Origin of the sequence: Candidatus Uabimicrobium amorphum (assembly GCF_009002475.1) — a bacterium.
Classification (GTDB): Bacteria; Planctomycetota; Uabimicrobiia; order Uabimicrobiales; family Uabimicrobiaceae; genus Uabimicrobium; species Uabimicrobium amorphum.
Genome location: NZ_AP019860.1, coordinates 9,183,015 through 9,197,104, shown reverse-complemented (window position 1 = coordinate 9,197,104; position 14,090 = coordinate 9,183,015). Strand labels below are relative to the sequence as shown.

Sequence of the window (14,090 nt, the reverse complement as noted above, 5' to 3'; positions counted from 1 at the left end):
CCATTACGAGTGTATATTTTTTTTAATTCGTCGTCAAACAAAATTGCCCAAAACCCTTATATTAACTCGTTTAAAAAACTACACTATCTTGATGTAACACCCCCTATATGTTTATTCCCCTGACCGTATACGAAACGAGAAATAAAATTCTTGCCAAAAACTTTCTGCTCGAATATCATAAACGTGCGCAAAACAGCGTACCGCAATTTTTACTGAGGAGATTATTTGCAAATGGCTCAAAAGTATATTACAAAAGACAATTACTTGGGAATCAAGGGGGATCTTACTCTTCCACCAGTGTGCATAATAACAGGAGAAGAAGTTCAAGGAGAAAGTGTCCATTCAAACATCGTCCAGCGTTTCTTTTCCCCTTTGCATGTTATCCTGATCTCGGTATCTACGGTGTCGCTATTCCTTGTGCCCTATGCGCTTCTCTTCTATGTATCCCTTTATGTGTTCTACAAACTTTGCACGCGAAATCGCTATCCACAAACGATTCACTACTACATCTCTCGACGCGCGATACGCACTTCCATGTTATGGAATTTGTGTGCCGCAACTAGTTTTGCCGTACTTGTCGCCTACTACGAACGTATATTTCCCGGAATCCTCGCGGCATGGTTAATCCACTATATGTTTGCACGAACGGAAATTTATATTGTGAAGCGCGAAGCATCGTATACTTTTCTCCACGGTATCTCCACGAGAGCAAGGAAAAAAATTCTCTCATTGAATATCAGTATGGCAAACCGCCCTTTTCCGGCAACAGCGTCAAGCGAAACTCTGGGTAATGATCATAACCTTTTGCCTCCTCATGTCATCGAGAATTTATCACCACCCAGCAAAGGTAATCTGCAACCTATCGTAAAAAAACAAAGTAAAAAAACCATCGATATCAGTGGGCAAAATCTAAAATACGTACATCAAGAACTATTGGAGGGAGTTGTCGAAAAAGATGTGGAGGAATTCAAAGCTTCCAACAACCCTATAGGGCAAATTCCTCCGGGAATTTTCGCTTTTGAGAACCTACGTAACTTGGAAATGAACAACACGCGCATCACATTTATGACCGGCATAGACAAACTTTCTCGATTAGAAAAGTGTTATGTGGCGAGTAATCGCATACGCAAAATCCCCGATGAAATACGCAAGCTATCCTCACTGACAACTTTGGATGTCAGTAGCAATCGTCTAAAGGACATCCCTGCGGAAATATCGTTTACGGCTCTCATAGAACTACGTTTACACAATAACTTTATCAACAAAGTGCCCGAACAAATCATTCACTTGCGCAGTTTAACAATTCTCGACTTATCCAATAACAAAATTAATGAACTTCCTGAAAACATAGGGCAATTGAAGCTTTTACAAAAACTATATCTCCAAAACAATCATTTACAATCTCTTCCCCATTCGTTTGCTCAATTACACCAACTCGAAGAACTCAACCTTGGCAATAATCAGTTTAGCGAAATACCTCAAGAACTTCAGCATTTACCTAAACTGTGCCATCTAAACATTTCGCAAAACGAAATAAGCGATATATCTGGAAACAATTTGCAAAACCTGATGAACCTTGACGTTAGCCATAACAACCTTAGCCAAGTGACGTTGTGTTTTCCCCAGTTGCATACGATAAACTTTTCCCATAACAATTTAGCACATGTAGTCATCGACGTAGAAACTAGTCAAAAACTCCGGCAAATCGAATTATCACACAATAAACTACAGCAATTACCACAAGAAATTTTTCACATTCCTTCTCTGGAAAAATTGTATTTAAACCACAATCAATTGCAAAACATTCCCTCTCTAGAAAATGCGCAACAATTAAAGAAAATAGAACTTCGCAACAACGATTTGCACGAATTTCCAAAATCTTTTGCCAATCTACAACACAAAGTACACATTGATGTTTCACAAAATCCACATATTGACATTCCAGCGCAACATCAACATGAAATTGAATACGATTGGTCCAAACTAAACGTTTTCGATAACAAACAGCCTCTCAATCCTTTTATCGTGAAGACAAAAGAGCACGTAATTGAATTGACAACAACAGAATGTATTCCCTACCCAGATATCGAAAAATACCAACAGCAAACTTATCTATGGCAAAGCGGCCACCTGAAGCCTTTGACAAAAATAGAAAACACAATACCTGAAAACACAGCTATCATTAGTGAAAATAAACTACATTTTGTTCGCGAAAAAAGACGCTTTGCCATCAAAGAAACTTTCGCACACTACTCACTGCTCCTTCCCTGTCCAAACAACGACTCATTGTCCAAAGTTTTTGTGGCTTACGACAATCGCAATTTTTGTCGTATAGAAATTTTTGAAGCCTCGCTCTCGTTTCACAAAGATTTTATCACCTCGTTGCAACAAGAAATAAAAAAGCAACGCGGCCAAGAAGCAACGACAGTGTATACTCTAGGACAACACCAACAACAAATATATGTAGTCACAAATTTTTACAAAGGAGTCCCTCTACAACACTACATACAAAACAACCAACTGTCTTTAGGTGAAACAATCTATTGGATTGTACAAGTTCTATCTTTAGTAAAGCGCGCGACTATTGACAACAACTACATAACTTTAAACAACATTAACGCCTACCACTACACGCTTAATTTGGTGGGTCTAGAAACACAAAAAGCCAGAGAGTCTGTACAAAAAAATATATCGCACCAAGGGAAAGTGCAGGACAATAAATACCATTTCTGCTCTCCACAAGTTTTAATGGACAAAAGCACCCCCAACACACAGCCAAATCTAATATATAGTCAGGGAATTATCTTTTTCTTTTTACTTACGAAAAGACTTCCGTTTCACCATACACAGCTCTTGCAGCTAATTTTGCTAATTATTGACAAACAACCTGGAGATATGACGATCTACAACCATAGTTTAAAAGCACAACCCATATGCGACATCATCTATAAAATGATCGCCAAAAAACCGCAGGACCGCCATCAAAATGAGCAGCAAGTGATCGCTGACATACAAAAGCATTACCCGAAACTATTTATAAAACATTTTTGTATACACAAACAAGTAAACTCGGGAAAATACTACAAAATGTATACCGGTCTTGATACAAAAACAGCCCAAGTATCTTCTATTATTACTTTCCATGACACAATCCAGTTGTCGTCTATACAAAAAAAGTGTATACACGCCTATCCGCAGATACAATTTTTTAACGACAACGGCCACAATGGCGTTGCAATTCCTCATCGTCATTTACATCGCATCACCGAAAAACAACAGCCATTAACCGTGGTGTACTTTGCCCTGGAAATCATAGACATTTTACAAGAATTAAACGCTTACGACTTATTTCCCATTCTCCATGAGAATATGCTTGGTATCGACGAAAAACAAAACCTCCGTCTAAATATTCCCGAAATGATGCAACAACTCGCCACAAAAAAAGAAGACAGCACACAACTTGTCTCGATAGAAAAAGCTTGTAATTTAAACAACTCAAAAGAAATAAACTATCGTTTACCCGATGAAATACTCACTCCACAGTACAATACCACGGCACAAATATACTCTCTGGGAGTTACCATGTACAACATGGTTAGTGGTAGTTACCCATACACGAAAAAAGAGTTGTTACACATGGATAGTTCGTTCTATCATCGTCGTATTCTTCTACATAGCAACGAGACACCACAACCTTTACGCAAAATAATCAACAAAGCCATTTCCTACCTAGACCCTACATATACCAAGTGGCAACAGCTTCGCCAAGATTTACATCAATGTTACAATGAACTAAAAACAAAGTTGCTTAATTCTGCGTAAAATATTACAATTTACTGTTTCTAAAGTATAGAAATTTGCTAGTATTTGCTACCCCTAAAATCAGCTTCGCCGGAGCTTACGTAATGAAAAAACGCAACTTTGGTTCGAGTCGATGAGTGCAGTCGGTGGCATGGCATACTAGAGAAATATCATTTAAAGTTTCTAGACTTATTTCTGGAGGTCAGTATGTTGAAACACACAATTATACTTTTCATCGCAATGATTACCATCATTTGCGATCCATATCCTAAAGAAGGTAAGGTTTACAAAAACCCCAAAGATCTACAAGACAATACAACCTTTGCCCTTGCACCACTGATGACAGAACAACAAGTGTTTTCCGAGGCACAACAAGTGATTCGTGTCGAAGTTGAATGGCTTTCCACCACAGACACATTTCGCTTTGCATATGCCGTTATTGAAAATTCCGGCACAGCAGCGCTAAGCAAACGCACGAAAAATTTGGATACATTTGGTAGTTACCGTGGTCAACTCGTCGACACCAATAACAACGCAATTTTATACTACAATTCACTAGGCACAGGGCAGCAATACCGGAAACTATCGCGCTCTTTGACGTTTCGTTTCCCCATCCCTCAGGATGTCGTTGAATTTCAAATGATTGCTGAAAATCCACAAACCGGTATCATGGAGCACGTTCTCACACAAAAAATAGATCCACAAACCATACCTGTGGTAAAAAACTCTATGACGTTTAACGATATCGAAGTGCGGGTACTACAACAAGCGACAAAGTTACCAAAACTTATCGTGAACGTTTATGCAGAGGGTTATGATACTTCTGGTAAAAACTCTTTCTGGCAAGACGCGCCTAAAGTAGTGGACCGTTTACGCAGCAAAAACTTCCCAATGTTTGAGCATCTTGAATTTCGTGGCGTTTTTGCCGTGTCACAACAAAAACTGGGTTCCGCAAAAAAACTGGGATTTCCGATACCAGAAAGAGATTCTTTTTTAGGTTTGTATTATCCGTACTGGGATGATTTTGGTCGTTGGTACCACGTAATATATCCCACACGAGAAAAGCGCTTTCGTCAAAACATCGGCCTTGTTCCTTATGACTACCCCATCGTTTTGGTAGATAGTAGTAGTTACTGGGGTGTCGGTAACTTTAAAGAACATACAGCGATTCCTGCACGTAGTAGTAGTTTTACTTATTTACTCATGCACGAATTTGGACATTATTTTGGTCTCAATGAAGAGTACGATAGTGGTGGCAAAACAGAATTGGCATTCGCTCCAGGTATTCGCGAACCATGGTCGCCAAACATTACTTTTCTAAATAATAAACAAAACGTCAAGTGGAAACAGTTTACCACAAAGGGAGTTCCCATCCCCACTCCCAAAAGCTATTGGACTGGAAGCGGTCCCTATGGGGCATATCGTGGAGGATACGCACAAACACCTCCTTTTGGTAAAAGTTACAAACCTGGTTTTGGCTGCATTATGAACAGTGGCAGTAATTTTTGCGATATTTGTCGTTTTTCCATCACCCAAAGAATACGCTTTGACTTAGGTTTGGAAACAAAACCCTTTAGCTTTAATAACACACAACAATGTTGTAAGTAGAAAGGAAATACTTGTGTTAAACATTGCTCATTTTATCCACAATTCCAATATGCGCTCCCCGCAAAAAACGGCGATGCGCTTAGGTGAAAAATCCTTTACTTACCAAGAGCTCACCGCACTTGCTGGCAAAGTTGCGTCGTTCTTAGAAGCTCAGGGCATTAAAAAAGGTGATACAGTGGCCCTTTCCTGTCCCAACGTTCCGTATTTTCCCATTGTTTACTATGGAATACTCCAACTAGGGGCTGTTGTTGTTCCACACAATGTCCTTCTAAAACCTGCAGAAATTGAATACCTACTCAACGACTGCGAGGCAAAAGCCTATTTTGCTTTTGAAGGAACCCCTGAGCTTCCCATGGGACAAATGGCATGGGAAGGTACGCAAAAAACACTGTGTAAGACATTTGTCATCATGACGGCCGACCCTGCGGCCCCCTCTCCAATAGAGGGAGCAACTACTCTAGGACAAATTCTAGCAACTTCACAGCCGAAACAAGAAATTACCCCTACCGACGCCAATGACACAGCGGTCATTCTCTATACATCAGGAACAACGGGTAAGCCAAAAGGTGCGGAGCTGACACATTTTAATATTTTCATGAATGCGCAAATCAGCCGCGATCTCGTTGCCGATGGTGCAGGACATGAAGATGTATTCATGATGGTTTTGCCGCTATTTCATTCATTTGGACAAGTTGTGGGAATGAACGCGACTTTCTACCGTGGCGCAGAACTTGTGATGTTGCCACGCTTTGATCCACAAGTTACCTTGCAACTAATGTATAAGCACAAAGTCAACATTTTTGCGGGTGTCCCCACAATGTACTGGGCACTTCTCAACACTGCGAGTAAAATACCCGAGGAGCAACTGACCGCCGTAAAAAATAATATCAAAGTTTGTGCTTCTGGTGGTGCGGCTCTTCCTGTGGAAATCCATCAACAATTTAAACAAGTCTTTGATGTGGAAATACTAGAAGGTTATGGACTCTCCGAAACTAGTCCTGTGGCAAGCTTTCACCATCGTGGACGTCCTCTCAAGGTAGGTTCCATTGGTGAGCCGGTTTGGGGAGTGGAGATGAAAGTATTTAATGAAGATTGCGAAGAAGTTCCCGTCGGCGAAGTAGGTGAAATAGTGATCCGCGGTCACAATATCATGAAAGGCTACTATCGTAGAGTACATGAGACAGAGCACGCAATGCGCAGTGGCTGGTTTCACTCAGGAGATATGGGAAAAATGGATGAAGACGGTTACTTTTACATCGTAGATCGTGTAAAAGATATGATCGTTCGCGGCGGATTCAACGTCTATCCACGAGAAATTGAAGAGGTTTTACAACAACACGAAGCAGTATCCCTTGTGGCCGTCATTGGCGTTCCACATGAGCAACATGGCGAAGAAGTCAAAGCGTTTGTTGTATTGAACGAAAACGCCCATATTACGGTGGACGAATTAATTGCGTGGGGTAAAGAAAAAATGGCAGCATACAAATACCCACGACTCATCGAGATATGCACAGAACTTCCCATGAACGCGACCGGCAAAATACTCAAACGCGAGTTGCGCGACCGCGAAGCTAAAAAGCAAGAGGATAACTCTCAAGAGTAAAACCAAATATGTAGCCGTAGTAATTACGGCTACATAACCAAGCCTAAAGCGTTTTTATTCTATTGACAAAAAAACTATCAGGATTTTAAAATGAAAAAACCAACGAATAGCAAAAATACGAAAAAACCTGTGAAAAAATCAGTAGCGAAAAAACCTGTAAAAAAAGCTGTAAGCTCCACAAACCGCAATGTCGTAAAAAAGAAAAACGTTACTAAGGCCGCAAATAAAAAAACGGTAAGCTCATCCACTAATCGCAATACTGCCAATAAAAAAACGGTAAGCTCATCCACTAATCGCAACGCTACCAATAAAAAAACAGTAAGCTCATCTACCAATCGCAATACGGCCAATAAAAAAACGCCAAGCTCATCTACCAATCGCAATACAGCAAACAAAAAAAAGGAAACGAAAAAACCAAAGCTGCGTACCTGTTCCAAGTGCAGTCACAAAGTATCTCCTTCGGCGAGAGTATGTCCAAGTTGCGGACACCCCATGGGGTTTTTAAGTTGGCTGACGGAAAACAAATTTTTACTCCTCATCACCAGTATCGTCGGAGTAAATGGCTTGTGGTTTGTCGATGTATGGGACTATTTTGCGAAAACAGAAGACACGGAAGTGCACGCGACAGATCACAACGACAGCACCACCAATAATCCACCGGTGATTCAAAACCCAGTTGTTGCTCCGGATAACACCAAAAAAGAAAAATGTAAGGTTTGTCGTGGTACGAAAAAGATGACATGCCCGGTATGTAAAAGATATGGAGGACAAGGGGGTATTCCTTGCTCCACATGTCGCGGACAAGGTAGAATGCGCTGTACGAAATGCAATGGTAGCGGACGCATGACAGTAGGTCAAGCCTCTGGCTTTTGTGATAAATGCCGCGGCTCGGGAAAAACACAATGCAATGTGTGTCGTGGTAGTCGCTTTCAAAGATGCCACAGTTGTAGTAACGGCAAGGTGCCGTGTAACTATTGTTATTAGCAGAAGACAACTAGAAAAAAAGTCTCGTGGTCGATACCACGAGACTTTTTTATTTATTTAACCGAAATCAATTTCCCACTAGAAAAAGCGGAAAATTCAGGTGCATACATACTTTGCAGCGTTGCAGGTCCCACACGAAAATCACCATTCATATTTGCACGAACACGGTACGTAAAATTGTATTCGCCTTGCGGCAGACGTTCGAAAAAGAAATTGGCTCCTGAATCGCGAATTTCTTCATACCATACAATACCATACTCCCAACGATGACGGCTTACACTATTTTCTGGTTCAAAACCCGCACCACGTGGATCGCGTAAGTGCACATACTCCATGGGGTGTTTGCAGCGAATACTGAGATGCACTTCCAATTGCTCACCAATGCTTACCTTCTCGACTTCCTCAAGAGGAGTAAGAACGTACTCTTTTCCTTGGTGTTTGCGCACAAAATATTTACGCGTCACTTGTAGAAAATCACCACGTGCTTCATCTGGTAGCTTTTCCGTGGAATAATGCCAGTTCATCGAAGCGAACATGTAACCTTTGCCTTCTTTTTCTATGGTAACCTTCGCCATCGTTTCCGGCTGAATATCTTTTCCTTCCACTACGATTTGTTTCTGTCCTCCTTCGTAAGTATCCGGACGGAAAACAACTTCATTTTTATTACCACCTAAATGCACTATGGCTTTTTCCTGAACCGCCAAAGATCCTTGTTGCTTCATAAAAGTGACGAGCGAATAAATCACTTCCGCAGTGGCGCGTGTTGATTTCCACTGATTCATCTTTTTATTTAGCAACAACCACAACACCAATCCATCGAGATGTTTATCGTTGTATGGTTGTACTTCCATGAGAGCACGTAGTATAAAAGCGTGAGACTCGATGGTATCGTTGTACCACAACCAACCACGATCTTCTGGTGCCCAAAACGTCCCTTGGTCTTGTTTGGTGATAGCACTATCCATAATACTGTCCATGACCATTATGGCGTCGGCACTGCGCTTCATACGTTTTAGTGTCAGTGACAACATCGCTTTGATGTATGGACTATGATCTTTCCAGTGCTTAACTGAATATTCCAGCATTGCCCAACGTTGCTTCTCGCTAAATGCGTGTTGATAGCTCTTCGCGTCGTAACATGAAAGAACATAGTTCAAGAATGTGATAAATTCATACCCATAATTCTCGATTACCATGCGTTTTTCATAATAATCACGGAAATGTTGCCCCATAAAAGTCCATGCTTTTTTTATCATGTCTTGTGGGATATCCACCTTGAATTCCAGAGCGCGTGCAAAACTACTCAGTAAGTATAGTGTCATGTAGGCGCTCGAAGGGCCACCCGTCCACCATGGAAACCCACCGTTATTGAGTTGTGCCTTGCGCAACTTATCCAGTGACGACTGGCGATAGTAATTGGCAATTTTCGGATCTAAAACGTTGATCAAATTATCCTTACTACCACCTTCGGCAGAAACCAACCATGGAGTTTCGGCTAAAGCCATCTTGCGATTGGCATCGGGTGCATTCCACTTTGCATATTTTGTATCGCGCTTCGCGGCGAATTCTTCCGCCATTTTCTTCATGGCGGGATACTGATCGTACATAGATGTCACCATGCCTGTGCATACAAAACGGTTCATGGTTTGCTCCACACACTCGTATGGATACTCGGTCAAAAATGGCAGAGCTTGCAACACAGTATATATAAGCTGTCCATTGAGATTCACCACAAGTGAGTCGTGAATCAACGACGCATCTTTCTCTGCATCGCGAAGATCTTTAATTTCCATAATGCGCATGTCATTGTTTTTCAGTGTCACAAAACGCGATTGGCTTAGATGTATTCTACTTGGCAGAACAGGCACGGGGCGCAATTCACCATCAGATACATTATCACTCACCGCAACAACCTTGAACGCATACTCACCTAACTTACTTGGAGCCGTTAAACTCCAGGAAACATTCGTGCTACCATTTCCTGCACATGTCCACTTTTGTTCGTGATTCTGAAGAGAGAAATCATTAGAACGATCTTTTTGGGTGTTGCGATCTAGAATACGCAAGGTCACTTTACCATTCATTTGTTTCGCTGTAGCGTTGTTGATCACCGCTTTCAAGGTTGCCTTATCGCCTTCGCGAAAAAAGCGTGGAACATATGGACGCACCATCAAATCTTTGCGCGTTGCCGTTGTGCGGTTCATACTCATATACTTAAGATCAGAGGTAATCGCATGAACATATACCTTCCACTCCGTAACACTGTCAGGTATTTCAAATTCAATCGTTGCCACACCTTTTTTGGTAACAATGTGTGGCAAAAAGAACGCCGTTTCCGAAAAATTACTGCGTACACGTGGTTCCTCGCCTTTTTTCTTTTGTGCAGGTACTTTAGGGGCACGTGGTACGGCCTGTTGTTTCAAAACCGTGTTTCCTTCGGGTACTGCCCCGCCCAGATCTCCACTCTCCACACTACTATCATCGGCAAATCCCTCTTCACCAAGAGATTCTTCCGAACGCAAATGAATCGCTGGACCGGTTTCTTCTGGACGAGTAGTAACGCGATAAAACTGTCTTCGTCCGGGTCCGCCTACACCATAAGAACGAAACGCCATGAACTGGTCGCGATAATATGATGGCGCTGCGGGAATGGTGTACCACCCCTTGTTCACGATGCTATAAAAAGAACGCGTAAAAAGACCATGACGTGTGTATTCCACACCGTATTTCGCGGGATATAACGTCGCCGGAGAAGTAAAAGTATGTGGAGCGAAAAAATCTAAACTACGGTCATACATATAAGCCAATACCTCTGCGGCAACATCTTCGGCATTTGGCCCCTTAACTTGTACAGTCCATGTTTCTTTTTGTCCAGGACGCAACACATCGCGAAAGGTAGCAAAATTCAATTGCAATTCCTTGTTGTCCCACGGTACAAGTATGTTCTCTGTTAAACTGTAGTATTGATAGTCGTGAACTCCATGAATACGTACGCTAAAACCACCACGATGTTTTTCAGAGACTTTTACTTTAAACATGCGCGTTTGGCTAGCATCGTCAATCCACATGCGTTTTAGCATATGTCCATTCTGATGAACCTCCACGCTAAGAGGTTGGTCGGAAATACCTGAACCCAAAAAGAATACAGCTTCTCCTCCCACACTTACTTTATTTTGTTTTGGAATCAAAAAAACCGGTACCGCAACACGTGCATTGTTATCGGCAACAATAAACTCTTTTTGTGTGGCATAGGCACTACCAAATTTGTCTTTGGTATTGTAACGAATGCGATATACACCTGGCGTTAGATCAGAAAACTCAAGGTTCGCCTTACCATTCTTTCCATGGGTAACGCTACCTGATTTCACCTGTTCACCATCCGCAAAAGAAAACAGATATTCTTGTAGAGAGCGGTTATGTTCCCAACGCGGGCGCATTAAATCTCCCGGTGTGTATTTTTTACCAGGTATTTTTTCGAATGGTAAATCTTTAGGCAACATCGCCTGTTGTGGTTGCTTTACACGAAACAAAGAATACTGAGCCTCTCCAGCGCGTGCAACGCCGTTTAGATCTTGCAAATGAATGTTTATCTTTGCCGTTTCTTTGGCAGAAACAAACTTATCGTTAAGAGAGATTTCGGCCTTCACCGCCACAAAACCAATGTTGTATGTCGAAGAAGAGTTACGCGTTTCTCCACCTTCGTCGGTAATTTCCGCATAAACTTCAAAACGATAGCTAATTTGTTCTTTGTTCGGCAAGTTATCATTGGCTTCCGGAGTAAAGTTAATTTTAAATTCCCCTTGGGTATCCAGCTGTGTATACCCAGAAGCCACTTCGTCGCTACTTTGCACCGAAAGGTCGCGATAGTACCACCAGTACCAGTATGGATAAACCGGTACACGTGTCACGCGATAAAAGACTTTTCCTGTTGTCAAAGGAAGACCAAAATAGTAACGCGCATTTCCGGTAATTTGCGCTTCATTATTCAAACGTAGCTCTTCTTTTGGTTTTTGCAGTTCAACTTCAAAAGTAGGGCGTTTGTATTCCTCAACGCGTACATTTGCATAACTGGTTTTACCATCGACAACAGCACGCAAACGATAGAGTCCCAAGAGTCTACCTTGTGGCACAGTGAACGATTCCGAAGCCGTTCCATAAGAATTCGTCACCACAGTCTTTGTTTCTACTTCTTTCCAGTTGGGGTCAAGAAGCGAAAGCTTTACCTTCTTATCGACCATCGCCTGATATTTTCCGGACAGTGAATTACCATCGAAGGTGACTACCTTACACATGATTTCTTGTAAAGGCCTATATATACTGCGATCGGTGTATACAAAACTTCCTTTGCGGTTGTGACTCACATTACTCGGATAAAAGTACAATGTATTGGGGTCAAAAGACACATCATTGTCTTTTTCCGCAACCATAAAATAGTTAGAGCCCCGTCCACTCATTCGAAAAAACGCCGTGCCACTTAGCGATGTCTTTCGCGTATCGATCAAACGCGCACCAACATTGTAATTGTATTGGTATAACTTCACCGTAGCTCCGGCAACACCTGTCCCTTTTTTACCATCAACAATCCATGCTTCCCAACCACCTTTTTTACGGTTTTCTAAAACGACCATGTTGCTAATCAACATGTAGGTAGAGGAAATCGCATTTTTGCTCGTGGAGAAATTCTCGTCTGCCGACGCAAATACCGCGAAAAAGCCATTGCGTTTCATTGGTGCGGTGGTGTATGTGTTGTGATACTCAAAATCTTTTAAGTCTTCGAGATCTACGCTCCAAGAGTGGGTAGGTCTTTGCTTATCTAGTGTTTGACGTAAGTCGTTGGTGTATACACTGCCAGGGTAGCGATGTGGACGTTTTAGAAATGCGTCAAAATTAATCATGTACGCGCGAAAGAACAACTTTTGCATATTCTTGTGTTGTATGCGTAGCGATTTTTCTCCGTGATGATCTACCCCCATCGAAATGATATTAAAAGCGGGCGCTTCCAATGTCTTTTGTAGCGTGAGACATTTTTTCCCACCTAAAGACTCGGGATATTTTTCCACCGCTTTTACTGCCGTTGTGTGTGCAGCAACACCTAATTGTTGCTCTTGTTGCAGTTTTGCCAGCTCATACATTCCCGCGGCCCACCACGGATACGAACTATACTTTTCGAGAAAAAAAGACAATTCCTTTGCCATTTTTTCTTTGTGGTGCTTTTCCCCAAAGAAACTTTTCAGCAAACGTATTTTTTCTAACTGCGATTCTAGAGCGGATTCGACTCTACCGTTGTCTATACTCCAAAAATACACATCATCCAAAACGTGCACTAATTTGAGAATGGGGTGAACATCGCTTAGCAAAATATCATCCAGTGTACGCTCGCGAAGATCAGAGGCCTTTAACAAATGCTCAAAATCAATACGATATTTTTCTCGCGATTGTTGCGGTGTCCAAGTTTGTGTGCTAGCGATAAACCCTGCCCAGCTATAACACAAAAAATCACGCATGGTGCCACGTACACGTTCGGGATACCCACCTATGCGGATAAATTGCTTAAAGTCTTTTACAGATAATTTCCCTAAGGTATAACGCACCTGGTAGGCTTTGTAATAGTGCTTGTGGATACGTTTAAAAATTTCGTTTTTACTCCACTTTTTTAAATCGACATCCTTCGCAGAAGCTACTTTTTCACGATTGTTAATTTCCCAACGATATGCGTAGTAGTACACTTCTAACGTATGCGCACAAAACATATTTAGTATACTGTTGCTTTCTCCGTCATGAGGCCATGCTTCCTCGTATAGTGTACGCACCGATGTTTCGTAGCCATGCAAAGCCGTCTGCAATGTAACTTTGCGAATGAGTGATTTACGCCACTCTGTTAAATTTTTCTGCTGCTGTGCGTTGTCGAGAATAACATCGACTTTCTTCAAAGCAGCTTTATATTTTTGTTTTTTCTCCAATTTGCTTACTTCAGCCCAAGGATCCGAAGTTTGTGCAAAAATGCATGAGAAACAAACAAACAACAAACTTAGATATAACTTCATTGTAAGCCTTTCTGTAGAACAGTCCGTGAATAAGTGGAAAATAGAATATC

At 41.7% G+C, this 14,090-nt stretch carries 5 protein-coding genes; 4 read left to right on the top strand and 1 reads right to left on the bottom strand.

The window, feature by feature from the left end; genetic code table 11:
* Nucleotides 1–231 precede the first annotated feature (231 nt).
* The 4 genes from UABAM_RS32310 to UABAM_RS32295 all read left to right on the top strand — a co-directional run bounded on the left by UABAM_RS32310 (nucleotide 232) and on the right by UABAM_RS32295 (nucleotide 7,996).
* Entirely contained in the window at nucleotides 232–3,822 is a 3,591-nt protein-coding gene (locus UABAM_RS32310) for a leucine-rich repeat-containing protein kinase family protein (protein ID WP_151972332.1), read from the top strand.
* A 186-nt stretch (nucleotides 3,823–4,008) separates the two neighbouring features.
* Nucleotides 4,009–5,409 (top strand): M64 family metallopeptidase, encoded by a 1,401-nt coding sequence (locus UABAM_RS32305; protein ID WP_151972330.1) that lies wholly within the window; start codon nucleotides 4,009–4,011, stop codon nucleotides 5,407–5,409.
* A gap of 13 nt (nucleotides 5,410–5,422) precedes the next feature.
* On the top strand, nucleotides 5,423–7,012 hold the full coding sequence (locus tag UABAM_RS32300; RefSeq protein WP_151972328.1) for a long-chain-fatty-acid--CoA ligase: 1,590 nt from the start codon (nucleotides 5,423–5,425) through the stop codon (nucleotides 7,010–7,012).
* A gap of 90 nt (nucleotides 7,013–7,102) precedes the next feature.
* A complete protein-coding gene (locus UABAM_RS32295) occupies nucleotides 7,103–7,996 on the top strand; it encodes a zinc-ribbon domain-containing protein (protein WP_151972326.1) in 894 nt (297 codons plus the stop codon).
* Nucleotides 7,997–8,049: 53 nt separating this feature from the next.
* On the opposite strand, the gene UABAM_RS32290 is transcribed toward UABAM_RS32295, so the two are convergent.
* The gene (locus tag UABAM_RS32290; protein ID WP_151972324.1) at nucleotides 8,050–14,040 is read right to left on the bottom strand and encodes an alpha-2-macroglobulin family protein; all 5,991 of its coding nucleotides are present in this window, start codon (nucleotides 14,038–14,040) and stop codon (nucleotides 8,050–8,052) included.
* Between the last annotated feature and the right edge of the window lie 50 nt (nucleotides 14,041–14,090).